The sequence below is a fragment of the Variovorax sp. YR750 genome, assembly GCF_900109805.1.
In the GTDB taxonomy this organism is placed as follows: Bacteria; Pseudomonadota; Gammaproteobacteria; order Burkholderiales; family Burkholderiaceae_C; genus Variovorax; species Variovorax gossypii.
Genome location: NZ_FOBJ01000001.1, coordinates 169,006 through 192,417, shown reverse-complemented (window position 1 = coordinate 192,417; position 23,412 = coordinate 169,006). Strand labels below are relative to the sequence as shown.

Below are 23,412 nucleotides of genomic sequence, written 5' to 3'. Positions count from 1 at the left end.
GGCAATCGTACTGCCCCGGGGCTCCCCGAGGCCTTCATCCCCATGGCACTCATCCAATACCTCACACAGATCCAGTTCGAGTTCGGCGCGATCAAGCTGCTGTCGGCCGAATGCGCGCGCATCGGCATCAACCGTCCGCTCATCGTCACCGACGCGGGCGTCCGCGCGGCCGGCGTGCTGCAGAAGGCGCTCGACGCCATCGCCGACCTGGAAGTCTCGGTGTTCGACCAGACGCCCTCCAACCCGACCGAAGCCTCGGTGCGCGCGGCCGTCGAGCTCTATCGCAGCGGCCGCTGCGACGGCCTCATCGCCGTGGGCGGAGGCTCCGCCATCGACTGCGCCAAGGGTGTCGCCATCGCGGCCACGCACGAGGGCCCGCTCAAGACCTACGCGACCATCGAGGGCGGCTCGCCGCGCATCACCGACCGCGTGGTGCCGCTGATCGCAGTGCCCACCACCAGCGGCACCGGCAGCGAAGTGGCGCGTGGCGCGATCGTCATCGTCGACGACCATCGCAAGCTCGGCTTTCACAGCTGGTTCCTGATGCCCAAGGCCGCCATCTGCGACCCCGAGCTCACGCTCGGCCTGCCGCCCCGGCTCACGGCCGCCACCGGCATGGACGCCATCGCGCACTGCATGGAGACCTTCATGTCGGCCGCGTTCAATCCTCCGGCCGACGGCATCGGCCTCGACGGACTGGAGCGCGCATGGGGCCACATCGAACGCGCGACGAAGGACGGCAACGACCGCGAGGCGCGCCTGAACCTCATGAGCGCATCAATGCAGGGCGCCATGGCATTCCAGAAGGGGCTGGGCTGCGTGCACTCGCTGAGCCACAGCCTGGGCGGCGTCGATCCGCGCCTGCATCACGGCACGCTCAACGCCCTCTTCCTGCCCGCGGTGATCCATTTCAATTCGGGTGCCGAATCGGTGCAGAAGGAACAGCGCCTGCAGCGCATGGCGCAGGCCATGCACCTCGATTCGGCCGGCGACCTGGGCGACGCCATCCGCGACATGAACGCGCGCCTCGGCCTGCCCAAGGGCCTCGCCGAAGTGGGCGTGACGCCCGCGATGTTCGAGCAGATCATCGACGGCGCCATGGCCGACCACTGCCACAAGACCAACCCGCGCCTGGCCACGCGCGACGACTACAAGGCCATGCTCGAAGCCTCGATGTAAGGCTCGCGTAAGAGGCCTGTAAGGGCTTCTTCTACACATTGTTTCAGTGACCGTTCCGAGGGGTGTTTCAGAGGGAAAAGTAGCTCTCCGACACCCCTCGCGTCATTTATGTGACATAAGGGATTTCTAGACTGTCACCGAAGGTTTCCCAGCCGCGGAAACCCAAGGGTCAGGGAAGTTCCGAATGCAGCGTACCGTCCAAGTTCACACCGTCCTGAGCTCAGAACAGCTCAAGTTCCGCTCGATGCGGGGACAGGAAGGACTCTCCCAACTCTTCGAGTTCGAGGTGGACATGGTCAGCACCAGCTTCAGCCTCGATCTGAAGCAGCTGCTCGGCACCTCGCTCACGCTGGAACTGGCCGACGAAGGCGGCCCGCGCTTCCTCAACGGCACCGTGGTGCGCTTCGAGCTCGTGGGCCGCGCCAACGAAACCGGCCGCCACTACATCTACCGCGCGCTGGTGCAGCCGTGGCTGTGGTACCTCACGCGCACCACCGACTGCCGCATCTTCCAGAACAAGAGCGTGCCCGAGGTGCTCGACGAGGTTCTGGGCAAGTACGGCTTCCAGTTCGAGAAGCGCCTCACGGGCAGCTACGCCGCCCAGGAATACTGCGTGCAGTATCAGGAAAGCGACTTCTCCTTCGTGAGCCGTCTCATGGAGCACGAAGGCATCGGCTACCACTTCGAGCACAGCAACGGCTCGCACCTGCTGGTGCTGGCCGACGACTCGGGCAGCTACAAGCCGCTGCCCGGCCATGCGAGCATCGCCTACCGTCCGCGCGACCGCGTGGTCAACGCGCTGGAGCCCTGCATCGACCAGTGGCGCGTGTCCGAGCAGATCACCTCCGGCCGCGTGATGCTCGACGACTTCGACTTCAGGAAGTCGCGCGCCTCGCTGCAAAGCGTGCAGCAGGACCCGAAGCCGCACGAGCATTCGACCTACGAGGTCTACGAATGGCTCGGCGGCTACACCGAGCACCAGCAGGGCGACGCCTACGCCAGGATCCGCCTGCAGGAGCTGCAGTGCGCGCACGAGCTGGCCTCGGGCCACACCAACGTGGTGGGCATGGCCCCGGGCTACCTGTTCCAGATGACGCATTGCCCGCGCGAGTCGGACAACCGCGAATACCTCGTCACCGAAACCCGCTACGACCTGCGGGAGCCCGAGTACTCCTCGGGCGGCAGCAGCGAATCGGTGTGCGAGTTCGACTTCACCGTGCTGCCCTCCTCCGTGCCCTATCGCCCAGCACGCAACACGCCGCGCCCGCGCACCAACGGCCCGCAGACCGCCACCGTGGTCGGCCCCGAGGAAATCTGGACCGACCGCTTCGGCCGCGTGAAGCTGCAGTTCCGCTGGGACCGCTACGGCCAGTCCGACGAGAACAGCTCGTGCTGGGTGCGCGTATCGAGCAGCTGGGCCGGTGCCAACTACGGCACCATGCACATGCCGCGCGTGGGCCAGGAAGTGATCGTCGATTTCATCGGCGGCGAACCCGACCGCCCCATCATCACCGGCCGCGTCTACAACAGCGACCAGATGCCTCCGTGGGAACTGCCCGCCAACGCCACGGCCAGCGGCATCCTCACGCGCTCCAGCTCGGGCGGCGCGGCCAACCAGGCCAACATGCTGCGCTTCGAGGACCGCACGGGCGCCGAGCAGATCCTGCTGCATGCAGAGCGCAACCTCGACGTGGAAGTGGAAGCCGACGAGACGCACACCACCGACGGCACCCGCACCACGCTCATCAAGGGCCACGAGTCGGCCACGTATCAAGATGGCGAGACGCGCGACATCACCGCCGGCGCCAAGGAAACCATCACCGGCGGCGACACCCGCAGCGTGACGGGCGGCTTCACCGAGACCGTGACCGGCGGCGTGAACCAGACCATCTCTGGCGGCAAGACCCGCATGCTCAGCGGCGGACTGAACGACACCATCACGGGCGGCGTGCAGCTCGCCATCACCGGCGGCTTCCACGGCACCATCGACGGCAAGGAAATCCGTTTCGTCAGCGACGGACGCAACGACACCATCAACACGTCGAACGACGTGCTGGTCAACGGCCCCTCGACCACCACGGTCACCGGCCCCACGGTGCACACCTCGCCCGATGTGACGTTCAACACGACGAACCACATCCACAACACGACGCAGCACGTCATCAACACCAACGTCTACAACACGACGTCGAACACCTACAACAACCTGACGGTCAACTACACCAACAACTCGGCCACCTACACCAACAACTACTCCAAGAGCAGCGACTGGAGGTGGTTCCGCCTGGGCGGCACCGGCCTGAACATGGACGTGTCGGGCATTTCGCTGGGCGTGCTGGCCGTGCGCTCGATGGCCATGGGCGTGCAGGCGCAGGCCATCGGCGTGAAGCTGGAGGCTGTCGGCGCGGAGTGGAAGAACAAGGCCATGTCGCTGGGCGATGCCGGTGCGCTCATCCAGCTCGTGGGCACGGAGATCAAGACGGGCGGTCTGCGCGCCGGCATCCAGGCGCTCAAGATCCTGCTCTGAGGCGTAGACAAGGTGCTCGATATCGTTCTGTGGGGAGTGTTCGGCATCGTCAGCCTGGGCGTGATCGCGCTCGCCGCAATCGTGCTCGCGGTGGCGCTGATGAGCCATCGCGCCTATTCCGAGGAAGGCCGGCTGTGGCAGCAGCTGCAGGCCGACGGGCGCCCGCTGCAGGGCGTCGCGGTTTCCCTGATGCGCTCGCCCAGCGGCTACTCCCGGCGCGGCCCCGTCGGGCAGCGCATGACGGCCGTGCAACTGGGCGTCGCCTATGTCGATGCCGCCGGCATCGAACAGCAGACCACCTTGCGCACGCTCATCGACGAGGACCTGCTGGCTCATTTCTCGGCGGGCCGGCCCGACATTCATCTGCTGCAGGACCCGCAGGACCCGTCGCGGCTGGCCATCGACCGCAGGCATACACCGCTGGTGATCCGCGGCGCAAGGCGCTGATCCCGCTGTGAAAACCATCAAACCCCTGCGCCTGAGCGTCCTGACACGCCCCTTCCTGCGCGCGCAAAGCCAGCAAAGCCAACGTCTCGCACTCACCGTGATCGGCATGCACACCCTCGGCGAAGGAGGCGTGCTGCTGCCGGAGACGGAGCTCTGGAAGAGCGTCTCCACCGAATTGGGAAACCAGTCCGCGATCGATCTCGGCATTCCCAAGCTGCGGCCCGAGTTCCTGGTGAGCGGCCAGGCCTACACCTGCCATCAGCAGGACAAGACACGCTGCGCGGTCGAGCTGCGCGTCGGCGGCCTGCGGCGCCAGTTCCTCGTTTCGGGCGACCGCTACTGGCTGGATGGCCGCGCCACCGAGCCGCAGGCTTTCGACACCATGCGCCTGGACTGGCAGCACGCGTTCGGCGGTCCCGGCTTTGCCGCCAACCCCGCGGGCATAGGGTACGCACCCGAGATGGTCAATGGCCTGCTGGTGCAGCGGCTTCCCAACGTCGAACGCCCGGGCGACGGCATGGACCGTCCCGACCGGCGTCCGGCTCCGGCCTGCCCGGGTGCGATGGACGTCGATCTGCCCGAGCGCCTGAAGCTGCTGGGAACGGACTACGGCGACCGCTGGCGCGAGACGCTCTACCCCGGCTTTGCGCGCGACATGGACTGGCAGTTCTTCAACAGCGCGGCCCCGGAGCAACGCTGGAACGACGAACTGTCCATCCCCGCAGCCACGCCCTACGAGATCTGGAACATGCACCCGGAGCACGCGGTGCTGCGCGGGCGGCTTCCGGATCTGCGCGCACGCGGCTTCGTGGCGAGAAAGTCCGCGCCGCCTCTCGCGCTGGAAGAGGTGCCGCTGCGGCTGACCACCGCCTGGTTCTTCCCGCACATGGCGCAGGTCATGCTGATCTTTCACGGCGAGACGACCATCGTCGAGGACGATGCCGCGGACATCACGCACGTCATGCCGGCGATGGAGGCGGCCGACAGCCCGCCGCGCCCCCTCTCCCACTACGAGAAGGTCTTCGAGAACCGCTGCAACCTCGAGAAAGGCGCGATCCATGCGTTTCTCGACGAGGAGCTGCTGCCGGCCTCGGCCATCGGCCCCTGGCTGGACCGGATCGACGCGCGCGAATCGATCCTGGCAAGGAACATCAAGGACAAGGGCGAGCGCCTGCGCGCCGAACTGACGGCGCGCGCCCTGGAGGCCGGCCACAAGCCGCGTTACTTCCGGGAACGGCCCCTGCCGAAACCTTTCGACAAGATGCCCACGCTGGCCGAGCTGCCCGAGTTCATCGACAAGACGCGCGCCTACCAGCGTGAACAGGAACGCAAGCTGGAGGAAGCCAGGCAGGAAGTCGCGAAGGCGGCGCGGGACAACGCATCCGAATCGCGCAAGGCGGGCTTCGACAGCGGCCGGATCATCGAGGAAAGCCAGAACGCGCAGCTCAAGGGCCCGCCGAAGTTCGACGCCGAGACGATCCTCCAGGGGCTGGCGGGCATCGCCGCGGCCACGGGTACCCCGGCCATGAGCGCAGCCGAGCACGCCGAGCTGCAGGCCGTCGGGCGGCGGGGTCGCAAGGACATGCTGACGCTGTACCGCATGGGCGCGCACCACCAGGCCGCTGCCGATCCGATGGCCGCCGAACAGAATGCGCAGGCGCGCGAACGCGTGCTCGCCGCCATGGCCACGGACCGCGATCTGTCGGCCATGGACCTGACGGGCTGCGACCTGTCGGGCCTCGATCTGCGGGGCGCCCGCATGCACCAGACCCTGCTCGAAGCCGCCTGCCTCCAGGGCACCCGCCTGGATGGCGCCGACTTGAGCCAATCGGTGCTGGTGCGCGCCGACCTGCGCCAGGCGTCCTTGACGGGCTGCAACCTGGAGCGTGCCAACCTCAGCCTCGCCCGCTGCGAGAACACCAACTTCGCGCAGGCCCGCTTCGAGCGCACGCAGATGGAAAAGCTGCGCCTCGACGGCTGCTGTCTCGACGAGGCGAAGTGGAGCCACCTGTTGCTGCAGGGGATCGAGCTCGCGGATTGCAGCCTGCGGCGCGCCGACCTGAGCTACGTGAGCATGGCCGAACACTGCCGGCTGGCGCGCTGCGACTTCGGCGAGGCGCGCCTGGAAAAGGTGCTGTTCGTGCAGGCCGAATTCGAGTCGGTTGATTTTTCCGGCGCCACCGTCGAAGCCTGCAGCTGGGCCCACACCCCGCTGCATAAGGGCACCCGGTTCCGGCGAGCCTTGCTCAAGACGACCAGCTTCGTCGGCACCACGGATCTCCGTGAGAGCGACTTCGAGGACGCCACGCTGGTGCACTGCACCTTGCGCGAGTTGCCGCTCGACGGCGCGAACTTCAGACGGGTCACGCTCGACACCTGCGATTTCTCCTCCGCGTCGCTCAAGGGCGCGGACCTGCGCGCGGCGGCTGCGCCCGACAGCCTCTTCATCCGCGCCGATTTCACGCGAGCCTCCCTGCGGCTCGCCAATCTCATGAATGCCAACCTCCAGAAAGCCTGCCTGGTCGATGCCGACCTGGGCGAGGCCAACCTGTTCCGCGCCGATGTCGCCCAGGTTCTCATCAGCCACGGCACGATCACCCTGGGTGCCCACATCGAACAGATGAAGACACTGCCCCGGCGCGCCGAGGCAGGCAGCGCGTGAACGCCGAGACGCTGGCAGCCCAGGTCCGCAACGGCGAGCCGATCCGCGAGAAGGACTTCAGCAACATGGACATGAGGGGCATCGACCTGCGCGGCGGCGTGTTCAGCGAATGCAGCTTCCGGGGCGTCCAGGCCGATGCCGCGCTCCTGGGCGAATCCCTCTTCGAGAAATGCCGCTTCGACCAGGCGCAGCTGCCAGCGGCCGAACTCACGCGCGCCGCCTTCCACGAGTGCAGCCTGCAGGATGCGGTGCTGAACGCGGCCTCCATGCCGCATTCGGTGTTCAGCGGCTGCGCCCTGCCGGGCGTTCGATTCGATGGGGCCTTCATGGACCAGGCGAACTTCCATCAAAGCAAGCTGCACGACGCCTGCCTGGACCGCGCCAGCCTCGAAAAGGCCGTGTTCTCCGAGTGCGACCTGACGGGCGTGTCCTTCAACGAGGTGGCCTTCTCGTCGACCATCTTCTTTCGCGCAAAGCTCACAGGCACGCGCTACGCCGGAGCCAGCTTCACGAACGCGATCTTCAGCGAGGCGGACCTCGCGGGGCAGGACTTCTCCGGGCAGCAGTTTCACCTCTGCCAGTTCATCGATGCGGTGCTGACGGCGTGCCGGTTCCACGATGCGCGCCTCACGCAGTGCAATTTCAAGGGTGCCGATCTGCGCAACGCGGTGCTGGCGGAGGCGCAGGCCATGCAGTGCCTGTTTCCCGAGGCCGACCTGCGCGGCGTCGATGCGCGGCGCGGCCACTTCCAGCACAGCATCTGGGTCGACGCCCATCTCGACGGCGCGGACTTCTCGCAGGCGCAACTCGAGCAAGGCGTCTTCCATCGTGCGCACTGCGGACAGACGACATTCGCCGGCAGCCGCCTGGACTACGCCGATTTTTCCTATGCCTCGCTGGTCCAGGCCGACTTCCGCGATGCCGCTTTCCTGCGCACCGTGTTTCATCGCGCCGACCTCGACGGTGCCAGGTTCAGCACCCGCCTGGGTACGCTGGACCGGGACCCTGCGCTGCACGAAGCCGAGAAGGTGGCGCTGCAGCAGCCCGAGCGCGCATCCCGCCTGGACCGCGACATCCATGGCCGCCGGCCCAAGAAAGAAAGCCCATGACCTCCACCCGGAACACCCACGGGACCACGGCCGGCGAGACGATCGCCACCGCAAGCGATGCAACGCAAGGCGTGCTGGATCCGCTCATGCAGCGCCCTTCTCATGCAGGCCGCGCGGACTCCGGCACGCGAATCGCCACTGTGATCGACAGCGACGCCGACCTCTGGTTCGAGGTCGACCTCGACGACGGCCAGGGATCGCTGCGCTGCCGGCGCGTCGCCAGCTGCCTGCTGCTGCCCGCGCCGGGCGATACGGTGCTGATCACCTCGACCCGCCAGGGCGACAGCTTCGTCATCGCGGTGGTCGCCCAGGCCGACCCGCGGCAGGCGACGCTGGCCGTGGACGGCGACCTGACGCTGGTGTCGCGCTCGGGTGGCATCCGCGCGCGCAGCGCCGGCCCCATGGCGCTGGAATCGGACACCTCGATCGTCATGCAGTCACCCGAGTGGCGCACCCAGGCCCGGCAGGCCCATTGCGAGATCGGCGAGATGGACTACCAGGGCGGACACATCCGCTTCAGCGTGCTGGTGTCGCGCTTCGTCGGCCGTGCCTGCGAGGTAGTGCTGGACCGCTTCAACCTGCTCACCCGCTCGAGCTTCCGCCTCACCGAGGAGGTGGAACAGGTGCGTGCCGGCCAGCTCGACATCGAGGCCGAGCAGACCCTGCGCCTGCATTCGAAGAACACGCTGCTGACCAGCAAGGGGCTGGTCAAGGTCGATGCCGAACAGATCCACATGGGCTGACCCGAAGGAGCCGTTGCCATGTTTGCCAATGCACAGATGATGGGCGTTGACCTCGCCTTCCCCGACGTCTGCAAGACGCCGCCGGCGCTGCCGATTCCCTACCCCAACTTCGCGCTGGGGCCGACCGCCATCCCCAACGCCTGGAACATCCTCTACGGCGGCACGCCCGCTCACAACCTGGCGACCACCACGCCCATCACCAACGGCGACAACGCCGGGGTGCTGATGGGTGTGGTTTCGCAGACGGTGATGGGCCCCTCGCGTCACATCACCGGCGCGTTCACCGTGCTGCTGAAGGGCACGCCGTGCACGCGCATGACCAGCCTGTCGGTGCAGAACCGCTGCAACATCATCGGCATGCGGATCGTGCCGAGCCAGTTCAAGGTGCTGGTGCTGGCGCCCTGATTCCTGGCGCCGGGGGCGCCGCCGGCCTCAGGGGCTGGCGATGCATTTCCAGGCGCTCAGGGCCTGGTTCGACGGAATCTCGCCAGTCGCGTTTCTTGCGAGCGACGGCGCGCCGACTCGGGCCTGATCGTCGTGCACCCAGTTGTCGAGGTCAGCCGCCGCATTCCAGGCCAGTTGCAGCGGCGTCAGGCCAATCCGCCTGAGCAGCGTATTGGTGTTGTAGAAGCCGTGGCTGTAGTCCTCGATGAAATAGGCGCGAACCGAGGCCTTGATCTCGCCCGATGTCACCCTTCCACCCGAAGGCAAGGCCGCCAGCTTGCTGACGAACTCACCGGCCTGCGTGCAGGGCACCAGGAAGTCCGAAGTGCCCTGGTAGACGATGATCTTCTTGCCCTTCGCGCCCGCCTTCTTCTGGCTCGCCGCCGCGTCGAAGAACGGCAGGAGTTCGCGGGGCTGGACGTTCCAGACGGGTGCGAGCACGTCGAGCAGCCTGTTGTAGCCGTCGTAGTCCGCGCCCGACTCGATGGCCACGTCCGCCAGATGCCGCGAGACGGCGCCCAGCCCGTCGCTCAGGGTCTGCTGCGACACCTCCTGGCCGAAGAGGCTCGTGATCATTGCCGAGGCGCTGCCCCAGTTGACCACCCAGTCGTTGACCACCGCCGGCACCTCGATGCTCTTGAGCAGGTTGGTCTCGTCCACTGGCGGCGCTCCCGCGACGATGCCGTCGTAGGCGTCGGGCCAGTTCGCCATGGCCTTCAGTGCCTGCCTGCCGCCGGTGGAAATGCCGACGAAGTACGTGTCGGTCGGCTTGCTCCCTGTGAGCTTCTTCAGGAGATACAGCCCGACGTCCAGCGATTTCTTGATGGAGTCCTGCCCGAAGTTCTTCACCATTTCCTGCTTCGCGACGTCGCCGAGCTTCCTGCCGGGCCGCACGAAATCAGGGTTGAACGACTTGCCCGAATCGCCGGCGCCCGCGTCGCTGAGGATCACGGCGTAGTTCGACAGCGCGATCCCCTGCAGCGACGGCGAATACTGGAGATTGGTCTGGATGCCGTTGGCGACAACGTCGGTCTTCCAGGCGAATCCGCCGCCGCCGAGCTGCACGAACTTTCCGTTCCACTGGGCCGGCACATAGATCTGGTAGTTGATGTCGGGCACGCGATAGCTCGGGTCCTTGACGGCCGGATCCACGCGGTCGGGAGAAGTCGGCTGGATCGTTCCCTTGATAAGGCAATAGGCCGGCAGCGCGAGCCAGACCTGCTCGACGGAGGTGACCGTGAATCCGCCCGTGCGCGGCGAAGGAAACCGTGTGCCGCGGAAATCGTCGAGCAAGGCATCGCCGTACTGCGTGCCGTTCAGCTGGTTGGAGCAGGTCCGGACGAGAGTGCCCGAAATGTCGCTGGCCGCGTGGGCCGATGCAATGAACCCCCCGCAGGCCATTGCCACGAAGATGGGCCGCAGCAGCCGCCGCGACCGCCATGTCTCACGAAGGCCGGAATTCGTCGTCTTGTTCAAGATTTGTCTCCAGGTATCGAGTTGGGATTTCGCCAAACCCATCGCTTGCTCAGCTTGGGTGGACCCGCGCCTTCTCTGAGGCACTGAAATTCTCGATTGCCCTTCGACGGGCTGCGCTATCCGTGCAGCGCCATCCGAATGACCTTCCGGACACTCGGAACCCGTCCTGAAAAGACCCGGCTACGCTGAAAGCACTACTCGGCCTTCACGCCCGCGGTGCGGATGACCTTTCCCCACTTCGCCGTCTCGGCGGTGATGAACGCATCGAACTCCTCGGGCGTGCTGCCCGCCGGAATGGTGCCCATCGCGTCGAGCTTCGCACGCGTCTCGTCGCTCCTGATGATGCGGGCCACCTCTTCCGACATGCGCTTGACGATATCGCGCGGCGTGGCCGCCGGCGCCAGCATGCCGGCCCAGGTGCTGCCGGTGAAGCCCGCGAAGCCCTGCTCGATGAATGTGGGCACCTCGGGCGCCGCCGCGAGGCGCTTGTCCCCCGCCACGCCGATCAGCCGCACCTTGCCCGCCTTGGCCTGGTTGATGAGGCCCGTGGGCGCATCGAAGAAAAGCTGGATCTGCCCGCCCATCAGGTCGGTCAGCGCCGGCATCGCGCCGCGGTACGGGATGTGGATCATGTACGTCTGCGTCAGCGACTTCCACAGCTCGGTGGTGAGATGCGCCGCCGAGCCGTTGCCCGACGAGCCGAAGCTCACCTTGCCCGGATTGGCGCGCGCGTAGTCGATGAGCTCGCGCGCGGTCTTGAAGGGCGCGTCGACATTCACCGCCGCCAGCAGCGGTGATACGCCCATCAGCGAAACGCCCGTCAGGTCCTTGCGCGGGTCGTAGGGCAGCTTCGGGTACAGCGTGGTGTTGGCCGCATAGGCCGCGATGACCACGCCGAAGGTCGTGCCGTCGGGCGCAGCCTTGGCGATCGCATCGACGCCGATCAGGCTGTTGGCTCCGGGCTTGTTGTCGATCAGCACCGGCTGGCCAAGCTTCGTCTGCAGCCCGATCTGCACCAGCCGCGCCATCTGGTCGGTGAAGCCGCCCGGCGTGTAGGGCACGACGATGCGGATCGGCTTCGAGGGCCATGCGCCCTGCGCGAACGACGGCATCGCAAGGCTTGCGGCGGCGGTGGCTAGCGTGAACCGGCGGCGGGACAGCGTGGCTTGAGGCATGGCGGCGGGGATCCTTCTTCGTTGCTTCGAGATGAATGAATGGGTTAAGCGAACCATTCTCGAAGCGCCACACGCCTAAGCGGTCAGGGTTTGCCCGGCGGGCGGATCAACGCCCTTCGACGTACGCCAGGATCGCGGACAGCCACGACGCGACCAGCGCCACCCAAACCAGTAGGCCAGCGACCGTGAGCCTGCGCCGCCACGCCGGCGTCTCGCGCAGGTCGCGCGTCACCAGCGTGAGCAGCGCCTGGCCACCGTTCAGCGAGGGCACCGGCAGCAGGTTCACCGCCGCCAGCTTCGCGGCAAGCATCCCGAGCAACGGCAGGAAAGCATGCTGCCCAGCGAAGGCCGTTGCGCCGCTCACCAGTTGCCGCCCCGTGGTCAGCGGATCGAGCGCGCCCATCAGGAACTGCGCGAAGCCATGGACCACGCTCGGCACTGCAGCCCCCTGCCGCAACACCAGCGCGACAACGATCAGCGCTGCCACGCCGGCCAGCGGAATCAGCACCTGCACAGTGCGTGGCTTGTGATCGAAGGCGTCGTCGAAGTAGTCGGCTGGCTTGTCGAACGGCACGCCCTCCTCCTGAGTATCCTTGAACCGGACGTTGCCCCCCAGCGGCACAGCGTGCAGATGGAAGATGCCGAGTGACAACAACCGCGGGCCGAAACCCAGCGAAACAGCACGCACGGTGATGCCCCACCAGCGTCCCAGCGCGGCCATCGCGAAGAGATGAATGCAGACCAGCAGCGCGATGGAGGCGATGAACTTCAGGAAGATGAGCATTTTTCGGGTTGCCCAGCGGAGTCTTCGCCGTTGAAGGATGCTGAGTACATCGCTTCTCCGACGATTACTACATTTGACCCGTGGCGGTTTTCTAGGAAGCCGTCAATTGCGATCCGGCCCCAGGAACGAACTTGTAACTTGACTCGCTCGTTCAAGTCCCTGAGACATAGGGCTGCTGCTGAAGAAGATTACGGGTGTCCATTCGAGATCTTCAGCACTAGCCCCTTTGCTCACGGCGTCGGCAAACGATCGGATCTCAGGGGATCGAAACGCGACATGTTTGATTGCGGCATCTGACAGAAGGGCTGGCGCCAACTCAACCGCGGAGCGGTAGATCGAGTTGTCGGAAAGCTGTCCCTCTTGCAGAACCTCTCCGTTTGGTGAAAGGACAAGAAAGTTGTCGGAAAACTTCATGTTCTTGCTTTGCAGCAAGCGACGACCGAAAGCAATGGGCGTGAACCATAGCGCATCTCGTGACTGATTCTGTGTGAATCCGCGCCGATAAAGTGCTTGAGTGATAACCGCATCGCTCCTACTCTCGGCTTGGGATGCCAACTGGGTGTATTGAGTAACAGCTTCGGAATCAGTTGTCGCGGACGATACGTTGTTGCGGGCGATAAACGCTAACTTTTCGCAGACCACGCTGGCATCAGGAAACGCGTTCGAAAGCCATGTCGCCGATACGTATACGTGCCCATCGCGGTGATGGCGTGGCACCCCGTCGCCCTCGGCACGCAAGGCGACTTCGTATTCGTTGCCTGCGATTGCCGCAGGAACAACTACTTCCCCGTCATCCTTGGAAATGCCGAGCCTCCGCATCCAGTGCGGAAACTTGTCACCGCCCATATCACTTACGAACCAGTCCATGAATCCTCCTGAGTCTTCTTGATAAACAGTCCACTCTGCGCCAAAACCGAAACCCTTGCTTGCGCGAAATGACGGTTTCGCAGCCGTTGCCGCGCGGAGTGTAGTGGGCCGCCTAGTCCCATCGATGACTCAGCCTCAACGCGCCAACGGCAACCGCATCTCGAACCGCGCCCCACCACCGCTTTCATTCGCCGCCTCGATCCGCCCACCGTGCGCATGCACCACGGCCTGAGACAAGGCCAATCCGAGCCCGAGACCCGGCGTCTTCTCGTCCGACCGCGCAGTGGCCCCACGGTAGAAGCGCTCGAACAGATGCGGAATCTCGTCGCCGCGTATGCCGGGGCCGCTGTCGGCCACGCTGATGACGGCCTCGTTCGCATCGGCATCCGCCCGCAGGCCCACGCGCACCGTGGTTCCGGCTGGCGAGAACTTGAGGGCGTTGTCGAGCAGGTTGGCCAATGCCAGGCTGGCCGCACCGCGCGCCACCCGCGCGGCCACCGGCGGCGCGGGCTCCAGCGAAAGCGTGAGGCGTCGTTCGCGTGCCAGCGGCTCCAGTCGCCTCGATGCTTCTTCCACGAGCTGGTTGAGCGACACCATCTCGGCCACGTCGCGCTCCTGGCCGGCATCGAGCCGGGCCAGCACGAGCAGCTCCTCGACCAGCAGCGTGAGCGACTCGACCTCCTCCAGCGAGGAATGCAGCGTCTCGACGTACGCGGCCGGTTCGCGCGGCCTGCGCAAGGCCAGCTCGAGCTCGGTGCGCAGGCGCGACAGCGGCGAGCGCAGTTCGTGCGAGGCGTCGGCGGTGAAGCGCCGCTGTGCTTCCATGCCCTGCTCGATGCGCGCCAGCATGTCGTTGAGCGTGTCCACAAGCCGCCCGATCTCGTCCTTCGTTCCGGGGTGCGGCAGTCGCTCGCCGAGATTCGCATCGCCGATGCGGTGTGCCTGCCGCACCACGTCGTCGATGGCGCCGAACGCGCGCCGGGTGATCAACGCGCCCGCCGCGCCCAGCGCCAGCAGCAGCGCGCAGCCGAGGATCAGGAACAGCGCGCTGGCCATGGCCACCGTGCGGTTCACGTCGTCCAGCGAGCCTGCCACCTGCACCGCGAGCAGCGAACTGCGGCCCGGCACGGGCACCGAGACCATGCGCGTGGGCTCCTCGCCGTAGCCGTCGAGCGTCTCGAACACGGTTTCGCCCGCGGCGAGCCGCTCGCGCAGCGCGGGCGGAATGGGCAGCTGCGCCTCGCCGAGGTTGCTGCTGCGCGCGAGCACGCGCCCGTCGGCGTCGACGATCTGCACCAGCCGGTCGAGCCGCACGAACGACGGCGCACCGGGGCCCGGTGGGGCCTCGTGCACGATGACGGTGTCGCCCTCGCCGGCGGACAGCAGCATGCCCATCTCGGTCTCGGCCAGCGCCAGCAGCGCGGCATCGAGCTCGCGGTGCACGTTGCGCGAGAACACGAGGTACGAGCCGAAGGCGGCGACCGCCATCACCACGACGATCGCGCTCACGTGCGCCAGCGCGAGCCGCTTGCGAAAGCTAAGCATGCGCGGCGGCTCCGGTTCCGGTGCCCGCGCCGTCGTCGGCCGGCGCCAGCCTGAAACCGCGCCCGCGCACCGTCTGTATCAGCGGCGCCGCCGGCGGCGCGTCGACCTTGCGGCGCAGGTTGCTGATGTGCACGTCGATCAGGTTGTCGATGGCGATCAGGTCGTCCTTCCACACCTGCTCGGCAAGGCGCGAGCGGCTGACCACCTCGCCGGCATGGCGCAGCAGGATCTGCAGGATCGCGAACTCCTTGTGCGTCAGGTCGAGCACCATGCCGCCGCGCAGCACCCGCTGGCTCAGCGGATCGAGGCTCAGGTCGGCCAGCGAGAGCACCACCGGACGCACGAGCTCGGAGCGCCGCAGCAGCGCGCGCACGCGGGCCAGCAGCTCGTCGAAGGCGAAGGGCTTGGTCAGGTAGTCGTCGGCGCCGGTGTTGAGGCCGGCCACGCGGTCGCTCAGCGAGTCGCGGGCGGTGAGCATGAGCACGGGCGTCTTGCAGCCGCGCTGGCGCAGGTCGCGGCACAGGGTAAGGCCGTCCTTTCCGGGCAGCATCCAGTCGAGCACGATCAGGTCGTAGGCGACGACGAATGCCTCTTCGTCGCCCTCCTCGGCCGTGTGGACCACGTCGACCACGAAGCCCTCTTCCTGCAGGCCCCGGGCCAGCAGGCGGGCCGCCTTGCGGTCGTCTTCGATCAGCAGAATTCTCATGGCGCGGATCATGCCGCGCCTTCCTGACTCCCGGCCACCGAAGGCAACCAAAGGCCGTCGGTGGCCGATCCTGAAGAGAACTTCAGGATTTCTTGGGAGCTTCTTCAGGCGCCCTTTCATACGCTCCCCGGCAGGAGACGGGAGCGGATCGAGGGCATGGGAAGGGGTCCCATGCGCGGCGCGCCCGTCCCGCGACATCCGCATCGCGATGAAGAAGAAAACCCTCTACCAGATCACCCCCGCACGCATCGTCTTCGGCCTGATGACCTGCGCGGCCCTGTGCGTCGACTCGTTCGACAACCCCGCCCATGCGGCCACCGCGGTGGCCGCCGCGCCGGCCCCGATGCTCGTGCGCCAGGGCAACCGGCTGAACGTGCCCGCGGGGTCGCCGCTGCGCGAGCGGCTGCTGGTCGCCACGGTCGGCCAGGATGCCTTGCCGCACGAAGTGAGCCTGCCCGCCACGGTGGAAGCCAACCCGGCCAGCACCGTCAACATCCTGCCGCCGCTGACCGGCCGGCTGCTCGAGCTGAAGGTGCGCCTGGGCGATACCGTCAAGCGCGGCCAGTTGCTCGCCACGATGAGCTCGCCCGACCTGGCGCAGGCCGTGGCCGACGCGCAGAAGGCCCGCGACGCACTCGACCTGGCGCAGCGTGCGCTGGTCCGGGCGCGCGGCGTGAACGAGACCGGTTCCAACGCGATGAAAGACGTGGAAGCCGCCCGCAGCAGCGTCGCCCAGCAGACCGCCGAACTGCAACGCAGCGAGGCCCGCCTGCGCAGCCTGGGCGCGGAAGGCGGCGGCGCGCAGGCCGGCCAGGTGCTGAAGATCGTCGCGCCCATGGCCGGCACGGTCACGGCGCTGAATGCCGCCGCGGGCGCGAACCTGAACGACGCCAACGCGGTGCTGATGACGGTGTCGAACCTCGATTCGGTCTGGGTCACGGTCAACGTGCCCGAAAGCGTCGTCGGCACGGTCGCACCGGGGCAGAACGTGGTGGTCACGCTGGCCGCCTATCCGGGGCGCAGCTTCACCGGCAAGGTCGCCTTCGTGAGCGCGGTGCTCGATGCGGACACGCGCCGCGCCCGCGCACGCATCGTCTTTGCGAACCCCGACGGGCTCTTCAAGCCCAACATGTTCGCCACCGCGGTGCTCGGCGTACCTCAGGGCTCGCAGCCGCAGGTGCCGGCCTCGGCGCTGCTGATGAACAACGACAGCGTGAGCGTCTTCGTCGAGGCCGAGCCCTGGACCTTCGTGCGGCGCACGGTGGAACTGGGCCGCGAAGACGGCGACAATGTGCGCATCCGCAGCGGCCTGGCCGCCGGCGAGCGCGTGGTGGTGCGTGGTGGTGTGCTGCTGAATGATTAATCTCATCATCACCCAGTTCTTCCGCCGCAGGCACCTCGCCTGGGCGATGTCGGTGGCGCTGGTGCTGTTCGGCGCGTGGTCGTGGACGCAGATGACGGTCGAGGCTTACCCAGACCTCGGCGACGTCAACGTGCAGGTGACGACTCAGGTCAACGGCCTGGCCGCCGAGGAGATCGAGCAGCAGATCACCACGCCGCTGGAGCGCGCGCTGAGCAACACGCCGGGGCTGGCGTGGATCCGCTCGAGCAGCACCTTCGGGCTGTCGCTCATCACGCTGACCTTCAAGGACGGCACCGACGACTACTTCGCCCGCCAGCGCGTGACCGAGCGCATCGGCCAGGTCAGCCTGCCCTCGGGCGCGCAGCCCGGCCTGGGGCCAGTGGCGGGGCCGGCCGGCGAGATCTACCGCTACACGCTGGAGTCGGACACGAAGAACCTGATGGAGCTGTCGGAGCTGCAGCGCTGGAAGGTGATTCCCGCACTCAAGCAGGTTGCCGGCGTGGTGGACATCAACAACTTCGGCGGCTTCACCAAGGAGTTCCAGCTGGAGCTCGATCCGGCCCGCCTGCAGAAGTACGGACTGGTGCTCAACGACGTGGTCACCGCCATCAACAACAACAGCGCCAACGCGGGCGGCGGGCGCATCGCGCGCGGCGACCAGAGCTACGTGGTGCGCGGCATCGGCCAGATCCGCACGCTGGACGACCTGGGCACGGTGGTGGTGGCGCAGAGCAACGGCTCGCCGGTTCTGGTGCGCGACCTCGGGCGGCTGCAGTTCGGCCACCAGGAGCGCGGCGGCATCCTCGGCAAGGACACCAACCCGGACACCATCGAGGGCATCGTGCTGATGCTCAAGTACGAAAACCCCTCGCGCGTGCTCGAAGGCGTGCACAGGAAGATCGACGAGCTGCAGGCCGAGCTCGCGCCCATGGGCGTGAAGATCGTGCCCTACATCGACCGCGACGACCTGGTGAAGCTCACGGTCGACAAGGTGACGCACACGGTGCTCGAAGGCATGGCGCTGGTGTGCTTCGTGCTGATCCTTTTCCTGGGCAGCCCGCGCAGCGCGGTGGTGGCGGCGGTGGCCATTCCGATGTCGCTGGTGACGGTGTTCATCGTGATGCACTTCACCCGCATGCCGGCCAACCTGTTCTCGCTGGGCGCGATCGACTTCGGCATCATCGTGGACGGCGCCATCGTGGTGATGGAAGCCATCTTGCGCAGGCGCGAGGAGGAACCGCACGCCACGCTCACCGAAGGCAACATCCTCGAGACGGTGAGCCACGTGTCGGGGCCGATCTTCTTCGCCACGCTGATCATCATCACGGCGTACTTTCCGCTCTTCGCCTTCGAGCGCGCCGAGGGCAAGCTCTTCAAGCCGATGGCCTTCACGGTGGGCTACGCGCTGGTGGGCGCCCTGCTCTGCGCGCTGACGCTCATCCCGAGCCTGGCCTACGTGGCGCTGCGCAAGCCGAGCAAGCCCTTCGTCAACAAGCCGCTGGTGTGGCTCACGGCGGCGTACCGCCGGGTGCTGGCCAGGCTGCTGGAGGTGCCCGCCATCGCCTACGGCCTGAGCGTGGCGGCACTTGCAGCGGTGGTAGTGCTGGGCGCCACGGCCGGGCGCGAGTTTCTGCCCGACATCGACGAAGGCGCGCTGTGGCTGCAGGTGCAGCTGCCCTCGGGCCTGTCGCTCGACAAGGCCAGCGAGATGGCCACCGAGCTGAGGCACGTGCTGCTCGAATACCCCGAGGTGTCGTACGTGGTGACCCAACTCGGCCGCAACGACGACGGCACCGACCCGTGGACGCCCTCGCACATGGAGGTGCCCGTAGGCCTCAAGCCGTACAGCGAGTGGCCGGCCGGCGTGAAGAAGGCGGACTTCGTGCGCACTCTGACCGAGCGCTTCGCGCGCATGCCGGGCTTCGACGTGGGCATCAGCCAGCCGATCATCGACGGCGTGAACGACGCCGTGGGCGGCGCGCACAGCCCGCTGGTGCTGCGCATCTACGGCGACGACCTGAAGGAAAGCCGGCACATCGGCAACCAGATCGTCGATCTGCTGGAGACGGTGCGCGGCACGGCCTCGGCCTCGATTTTCCAGGAGCCGCCCATTCCGCAGGTGGTGATCCAGCTCAACCGCGAGGCGGCGGCGCGCTTCGGCGTCAATGCGAACGACGTGGCCAGCCTGATCCAGACCGGCATCGGCGGCGCGCCGGTGATCACGGTGTACTCAGGCAACCGCACCTACAACGTGTCGGTGAAGATGCCCAAGAGCGCCAAGGGCAACACCGAGGCCATCGGCGCGCTGCTGCTCAACAGCTCCGGCGGCGCGAAGGTGCCGCTGTCGCAGGTGGCCGACATCCGGCTGCAGACCGGCGAAAGCACGATCTCGCACGAGATGAACGAGCGCCAGATCACGGTGCGCGTGGACAACCGCGACCGCGACTTGGCCTCCTACCTCGACGAGGCACGCGATCGCATCGCGAAGGAGGTGAAGTTCGACGCCACGAAATTCCGCCTGCAGTGGGCCGGCCAGTTCGAGAACCAGCAGCGCGCGCAGGCCCGCCTGGGCGTTTCGCTGGCCATCGTGGTCAGCATCATGGCGGTGCTGCTGTTCTTCCAGTTCGGAAAGATCCGGCAGGTTGCGCTGATCCTCGGCGTGGTGCCTATGGCCACGCTGGGCGGGCTGATCGCGGTGCACGTGGCGGGCGAAACGCTGAACGTGGCCACGGCCGTGGGCTTCATCGCGCTGTTCGGCGTGTCGATCCAGAACGGGATCATCATGGTCGCGAACTTCCGGCGCGTGCGCGGCGAAGGGCTGGAGCTGCAGGCTTCGGTGCTCGAAGGCGCGACCGAACGGCTGCGGCCGGTGCTGATGACTGCCACCGTGGCATCGGTGGGCATGCTGCCTGCGGCACTGGCCACCGGCGTGGGTACCGACGTGCAGCGCGGCCTGGCGACCGTGGTGGTCGGCGGGCTGGTGGTGTCGACGCTGCTGACGCTCTTCATCCTGCCGACGCTGTACTTCGCGATGGAGCGCCTGTTCGAGCGCAAGGGCTGGGGTACCCGTTCGCGCCGCGACCGCTGAGGGAGCAAGAAAAATGACGAAAGCAATGAAGACAAGAACGGCCCCCGCGGCCGCAGGCGTCGCGCTGATGCTGCTGATGGCCGGATGCGCTGTCGGCCCCGACTACGCCCGTCCGCCACTGAATCTGCCCACGCAGTACACGGCGACGCCGCCGACAAGCCAGGAGGCCGAGAGCGTGCCGCTGGCGCGCCTGTCGCCCGAGCTGGATGTACCCGCCCAGTGGTGGCAGGCCTTTCGCAGCGAACCGCTGAACGCGCTGGTGACGCAGAGCCTCGCCGGCAACCCGACCATCGAGGCCACCGACGCCGCTCTGCGCGCCGCGCAGGAGAACGAGGCGGCCGACCGCGCAGCCTTCTGGCCGACCGTGGCGCTGGGCTACTCGCCCACGAGGCAGCGCGTGGCCAGCGCGGTCGCGAGCCCTGTGTCGTCCAACGCGAGCCTCTACACGCTGCACACGGCGCAGGTGACGGTGTCGTACACGCCCGACGTGTTCGGCGCCACCCGCCGGCAGGTGGAAGGCGCCAAGGCACAGACCGAGCTGCAGCGCTTCCAGACGGTGGCGGCGAAGCTCACGCTGAGCAGCAACGTGGTGGCTGCCGCGATCACCGAGGCCTCGCTGCGCGCGCAGCAACGCGCTACGCAGGCCATCGTCGCGGGCCAGAAGGAGATGCTCGCGGCCTACCGCAAGCAACTGGCGCTGGGCCAGGTGGCGCCGGCCGACGTCGACGCGCAGGAGGCCTCGCTGGCAGCCATCGAGGCCACCCTGCCGCCGCTGGAAAAGCAGCTCGCGCAGCAGCGCAACCTGCTTGCCGCGCTGGCGGGACGCTATCCGAGCCAGGGCGTCGAGGCGCAATTCGATCTCGATGCCTTGCAGTTGCCGTCGGAGCTGCCGCTGACGCTGCCGTCGAGCCTGGTCGAGCACCGTCCCGACGTGCGCGCGGCAGAAGCGCAGCTGCAGGCCGCGAGTGCCGCCATCGGCGTGGCGGTAGCGGCCCGGCTGCCGAACCTGACGCTGGGCGTGAACTCGTACGGCTCGTCGGCGTACAGGCTGTCGGACCTGTTCAAGTCGTCGTCGCTCTTCTGGACCGTGGCCGGGAGCGTGACGCAGCCCATCTTCGACGGCGGCGCGCTGAAGCACCGCGAGGCGGCTGCGCGAGCCTCGTTCGACGAGGCGGCGGCGCAGTACCGCGCGACGGTGCTCGCTGCCTTCCAGGACGTGGCCAACACGCTCGAAGCCATCGACGCCGACACGCGCGCGCTGCAGGCGGCCGTGAAGGCCGAGCGCACCGCTTCGCAGAGCCTGGCGCGCACGCAGGCGCAGGTGCGTCTGGGCGATGCCAGCGCGCTCTCGCTGCGTATCGCGCAGCAGGCGCAACAGCAGGCGCTACTCAACCTCGTGCAGGCGCGTGCACTGCGGCTGACCGACGCGGCCGCCCTCTTCCAGGCGCTCGGCGGCGGCTGGTGGAATGCGCAGCAACCTGCCATCGTCTCGTCTTCTTCAAATTCCCCCGCATCGCCATGAACATCATCCGCCACGACATGGGCCCCCGCTTCAGCGAGATGGTGACCGTCGACCTGGGCGCCGCGCGCCTGCTGTACCTCTCGGGCCAGGTTGCCGAGAACCCCTCGCTCGACATCACCGGGCAGATGCGCGAGATCCTGCGCCACATCGACCGCCTGCTCGCCATGCAGGGCGCGACGAAGAAAGACCTGGTGAGCGTGACGATCTACCTGCGAACGGTAGGCGACTACGCCGCGATGAACTCGGTGTGGGACGAATGGGTACCCGCCGGCCACACGCCCGCCCGCGCCACCGTCGGCGCGAAGCTGATCGATTCGGAGTACCGCGTCGAGATCCAGGCCACGGCGGCGATCGGGCCGGCGCCGTGAGACGCGTCCGGCGCGCAACCCTGCTGTGGGCGCTGGCGCTGGGCGGCTGCTCGGCTTTCGACGCGCATTCCTTCGACCACGCCGCCGGCTGGCGGGCGGCGCAGGTCGTCAGCGTCGGTCGGGCCGGCGACCTGGCCGCGACGGCCGACCGCGATTGCGGCGCGGAGGGCGGATCCTCGGCGCCCTATGCCGTCGTGCGCTACCGCAACGGCGGCGTGCACACGCGCTCGCTCGGCACGGGCCGCTGGCCCGCCGGCGCCGCGCTCAAGGCCGGCGATGCGGTGGAAGTGAACATCCTCGACTGCGCCCTGCCCCTGGCGCTGCCGGGTCAGAGGGGCAGCATGCCGGGGGCGGCGTCGCGCTGAAGCCAGTCCTGGAACTCGTCGGAAAGCCGCTGCGCCTCGCGCGTGGTCCGGCCCCAGGCGGCGATGCGCGACTGGGCGTCGTTGGCGAAGTGGATGAAGTCCTTGCGGTCGGGCAGCTTGCCGTTGGGCAGGGTCCGCACCCATTCGGGATCGGGCGCGAGCACCACCATGCGGTCGAGGAAGCCGCTGGCCTTGTGGCGCCAGCGCAGGCCCTTGTCGAGCCAGCCCGGCACGACCGCCTGCTGGAAATGCGGATACAGCACGATGCCGTCGTCGGCCGGCTGGTAGTCGAGATGCAGGTGGTAGTCGGTGATGCCGCCGTCCCAGTAGGCGCCGCGCGGTGCGCCGGGAATGTCGTGCACCGCCGCCAGCAGGAACGGAATGGAGCACGAGGCCTGCAGCACCATGTTGAAGTTGGCCTCGCTCAGCGCGTGCTGGCGCGTGCGGAAGTCGCGCGTGGCGAAAGGCAAGGCGGCTCCGGGCGTGGAGAACACGCAGCGCTCCAGCCACGCGCCCAGGCTCTTGCGGTGCAGGCTGTTGGTGGCGAAGGCGCCGAGGTAACCCACCGGCGTACGCGCCCTGCCCTCGCGTCCGAGGATGTGCCGGCCGCGCGATGTCACGACGTGCAGGCGATAGCGCGGATGGCTCAGCACCTCGCCGATGCGCCCGCCGTAGAAGGCTTCGAGGCTCTCGGCGAAGCGCTCGCTGAGCTGGCGCGGGCTGAGCCGCTTCTGCCCCGGCGGCACCTCGAACTGCTGGTGCACGTAGTCGTGCTCGAAGCGCTCGAAGGCGGCGTCGGAGTTCGACAGGCAGGCCGTGGAAAGCCGCCACGCGCCGATCGAGGCGCCCACCAGATGCACCTGCTGGCTCGACTGCGGCAGCCAGCGGCCGAAGATGAAGCGGTCGAGCGGCCCGAGGATCAGTCCCTTCGGCCCGCCCGCCGCGCCGGGAATGGTGCGCACGTCCTGCGGGCGCAGGCCGTGCTGCTCGATGTGCTTGCGGGCCGCGGGGCCGGCATAGATGCGCAGGGCTTTCATCGTCA

General features: G+C 67.5%; 19 protein-coding genes. 12 read left to right on the top strand and 7 right to left on the bottom strand.

The window, feature by feature from the left end; all coding sequences use genetic code 11:
• The first annotated feature begins 42 nt into the window (after positions 1–42).
• From BMY35_RS00855 to BMY35_RS00825, 7 genes are all read left to right on the top strand, one after another.
• Complete coding sequence (locus BMY35_RS00855) at positions 43–1,179, top strand: iron-containing alcohol dehydrogenase (RefSeq protein WP_093195107.1); 1,137 nt, start codon at positions 43–45, stop codon at positions 1,177–1,179.
• 184 nt (positions 1,180–1,363) lie between these two features.
• The gene (locus BMY35_RS00850; RefSeq protein ID WP_093195106.1) at positions 1,364–3,706 is read left to right on the top strand and encodes a type VI secretion system Vgr family protein; all 2,343 of its coding nucleotides are present in this window, start codon (positions 1,364–1,366) and stop codon (positions 3,704–3,706) included.
• A 12-nt stretch (positions 3,707–3,718) separates the two neighbouring features.
• Entirely contained in the window at positions 3,719–4,153 is a 435-nt protein-coding gene (locus BMY35_RS00845) for a hypothetical protein (protein WP_093195105.1), read from the top strand.
• 7 nt (positions 4,154–4,160) lie between these two features.
• On the top strand, positions 4,161–6,815 hold the full coding sequence (locus BMY35_RS00840) for a DUF2169 family type VI secretion system accessory protein (protein ID WP_093195104.1): 2,655 nt from the start codon (positions 4,161–4,163) through the stop codon (positions 6,813–6,815).
• Complete coding sequence (locus BMY35_RS00835; protein WP_093195103.1) at positions 6,812–7,924, top strand: pentapeptide repeat-containing protein; 1,113 nt, start codon at positions 6,812–6,814, stop codon at positions 7,922–7,924. The genes BMY35_RS00840 and BMY35_RS00835 overlap by 4 nt, the downstream gene beginning before the upstream one ends.
• Positions 7,921–8,667 carry a DUF3540 domain-containing protein gene (locus BMY35_RS00830; RefSeq protein WP_093195102.1) on the top strand — a complete coding sequence of 249 codons (747 nt, stop codon included), beginning with the start codon at positions 7,921–7,923 and terminating at the stop codon, positions 8,665–8,667. The genes BMY35_RS00835 and BMY35_RS00830 overlap by 4 nt, the downstream gene beginning before the upstream one ends.
• A gap of 18 nt (positions 8,668–8,685) precedes the next feature.
• Entirely contained in the window at positions 8,686–9,072 is a 387-nt protein-coding gene (locus tag BMY35_RS00825) for a DUF4150 domain-containing protein (RefSeq protein WP_093195101.1), read from the top strand.
• Positions 9,073–9,099: 27 nt separating this feature from the next.
• Here the strand turns inward: BMY35_RS00825 and BMY35_RS00820 are convergent, their stop codons facing one another.
• From BMY35_RS00820 to BMY35_RS00800, 6 genes are all read right to left on the bottom strand, one after another.
• Positions 9,100–10,587 carry a tannase/feruloyl esterase family alpha/beta hydrolase gene (locus BMY35_RS00820; protein ID WP_177213547.1) on the bottom strand — a complete coding sequence of 496 codons (1,488 nt, stop codon included), beginning with the start codon at positions 10,585–10,587 and terminating at the stop codon, positions 9,100–9,102.
• 194 nt (positions 10,588–10,781) lie between these two features.
• Positions 10,782–11,762 carry a tripartite tricarboxylate transporter substrate binding protein gene (locus BMY35_RS00815; protein WP_093195099.1) on the bottom strand — a complete coding sequence of 327 codons (981 nt, stop codon included), beginning with the start codon at positions 11,760–11,762 and terminating at the stop codon, positions 10,782–10,784.
• 106 nt (positions 11,763–11,868) lie between these two features.
• A complete protein-coding gene (locus tag BMY35_RS00810) occupies positions 11,869–12,546 on the bottom strand; it encodes a site-2 protease family protein (protein ID WP_093195098.1) in 678 nt (225 codons plus the stop codon).
• 102 nt (positions 12,547–12,648) lie between these two features.
• Positions 12,649–13,413: a hypothetical protein gene (locus tag BMY35_RS37535; RefSeq protein WP_143042999.1), complete on the bottom strand. Its 765-nt coding sequence runs from the start codon at positions 13,411–13,413 to the stop codon at positions 12,649–12,651.
• A 135-nt stretch (positions 13,414–13,548) separates the two neighbouring features.
• Complete coding sequence (locus tag BMY35_RS00805; RefSeq protein ID WP_093195097.1) at positions 13,549–14,958, bottom strand: sensor histidine kinase; 1,410 nt, start codon at positions 14,956–14,958, stop codon at positions 13,549–13,551.
• The gene (locus tag BMY35_RS00800; RefSeq protein ID WP_093195581.1) at positions 14,951–15,664 is read right to left on the bottom strand and encodes a response regulator transcription factor; all 714 of its coding nucleotides are present in this window, start codon (positions 15,662–15,664) and stop codon (positions 14,951–14,953) included. Before BMY35_RS00800 ends, BMY35_RS00805 begins: the two co-directional genes overlap by 8 nt.
• A gap of 208 nt (positions 15,665–15,872) precedes the next feature.
• On the opposite strand from BMY35_RS00800, the gene BMY35_RS00795 reads away from it, so the two are divergent.
• The 5 genes from BMY35_RS00795 to BMY35_RS00775 are packed head-to-tail and all read left to right on the top strand — an operon-like array spanning position 15,873 to position 22,370.
• Positions 15,873–17,027: an efflux RND transporter periplasmic adaptor subunit gene (locus BMY35_RS00795; protein WP_093195096.1), complete on the top strand. Its 1,155-nt coding sequence runs from the start codon at positions 15,873–15,875 to the stop codon at positions 17,025–17,027.
• The gene (locus BMY35_RS00790) at positions 17,020–20,115 is read left to right on the top strand and encodes an efflux RND transporter permease subunit (RefSeq protein ID WP_093195095.1); all 3,096 of its coding nucleotides are present in this window, start codon (positions 17,020–17,022) and stop codon (positions 20,113–20,115) included. The genes BMY35_RS00795 and BMY35_RS00790 overlap by 8 nt, the downstream gene beginning before the upstream one ends.
• A gap of 25 nt (positions 20,116–20,140) precedes the next feature.
• Positions 20,141–21,637: an efflux transporter outer membrane subunit gene (locus BMY35_RS00785; RefSeq protein WP_256227915.1), complete on the top strand. Its 1,497-nt coding sequence runs from the start codon at positions 20,141–20,143 to the stop codon at positions 21,635–21,637.
• Complete coding sequence (locus tag BMY35_RS00780) at positions 21,634–22,005, top strand: RidA family protein (protein WP_093195093.1); 372 nt, start codon at positions 21,634–21,636, stop codon at positions 22,003–22,005. Before BMY35_RS00785 ends, BMY35_RS00780 begins: the two co-directional genes overlap by 4 nt.
• Positions 22,002–22,370, top strand: coding sequence for a hypothetical protein (locus BMY35_RS00775; protein ID WP_256227913.1), 369 nt, complete (start codon positions 22,002–22,004; stop codon positions 22,368–22,370). Before BMY35_RS00780 ends, BMY35_RS00775 begins: the two co-directional genes overlap by 4 nt.
• Here BMY35_RS00775 and BMY35_RS00770 read toward each other — a convergent pair.
• Positions 22,334–23,407: a patatin-like phospholipase domain-containing protein gene (locus BMY35_RS00770; protein ID WP_093195579.1), complete on the bottom strand. Its 1,074-nt coding sequence runs from the start codon at positions 23,405–23,407 to the stop codon at positions 22,334–22,336. The genes BMY35_RS00775 and BMY35_RS00770 overlap by 37 nt on opposite strands.
• Between the last annotated feature and the right edge of the window lie 5 nt (positions 23,408–23,412).

Coding starts and splice junctions, on each gene's coding strand:
- BMY35_RS00795 (WP_093195096.1), top strand. CDS start 15,873: ATGAAGAAGAAAACCCTCTACCAGATCACCCCCGCACGCATCGTCTTC.
- BMY35_RS00825 (WP_093195101.1), top strand. CDS start 8,686: ATGTTTGCCAATGCACAGATGATGGGCGTTGACCTCGCCTTCCCCGAC.
- BMY35_RS00780 (WP_093195093.1), top strand. CDS start 21,634: ATGAACATCATCCGCCACGACATGGGCCCCCGCTTCAGCGAGATGGTG.
- BMY35_RS00790 (WP_093195095.1), top strand. CDS start 17,020: ATGATTAATCTCATCATCACCCAGTTCTTCCGCCGCAGGCACCTCGCC.
- BMY35_RS00830 (WP_093195102.1), top strand. CDS start 7,921: ATGACCTCCACCCGGAACACCCACGGGACCACGGCCGGCGAGACGATC.
- BMY35_RS00810 (WP_093195098.1), bottom strand. CDS start 12,546: ATGCTCATCTTCCTGAAGTTCATCGCCTCCATCGCGCTGCTGGTCTGC.
- BMY35_RS00850 (WP_093195106.1), top strand. CDS start 1,364: ATGCAGCGTACCGTCCAAGTTCACACCGTCCTGAGCTCAGAACAGCTC.
- BMY35_RS00800 (WP_093195581.1), bottom strand. CDS start 15,664: ATGAGAATTCTGCTGATCGAAGACGACCGCAAGGCGGCCCGCCTGCTG.
- BMY35_RS00815 (WP_093195099.1), bottom strand. CDS start 11,762: ATGCCTCAAGCCACGCTGTCCCGCCGCCGGTTCACGCTAGCCACCGCC.
- BMY35_RS00785 (WP_256227915.1), top strand. CDS start 20,141: ATGAAGACAAGAACGGCCCCCGCGGCCGCAGGCGTCGCGCTGATGCTG.
- BMY35_RS00855 (WP_093195107.1), top strand. CDS start 43: ATGGCACTCATCCAATACCTCACACAGATCCAGTTCGAGTTCGGCGCG.
- BMY35_RS37535 (WP_143042999.1), bottom strand. CDS start 13,413: ATGGACTGGTTCGTAAGTGATATGGGCGGTGACAAGTTTCCGCACTGG.
- BMY35_RS00805 (WP_093195097.1), bottom strand. CDS start 14,958: ATGCTTAGCTTTCGCAAGCGGCTCGCGCTGGCGCACGTGAGCGCGATC.
- BMY35_RS00770 (WP_093195579.1), bottom strand. CDS start 23,407: ATGAAAGCCCTGCGCATCTATGCCGGCCCCGCGGCCCGCAAGCACATC.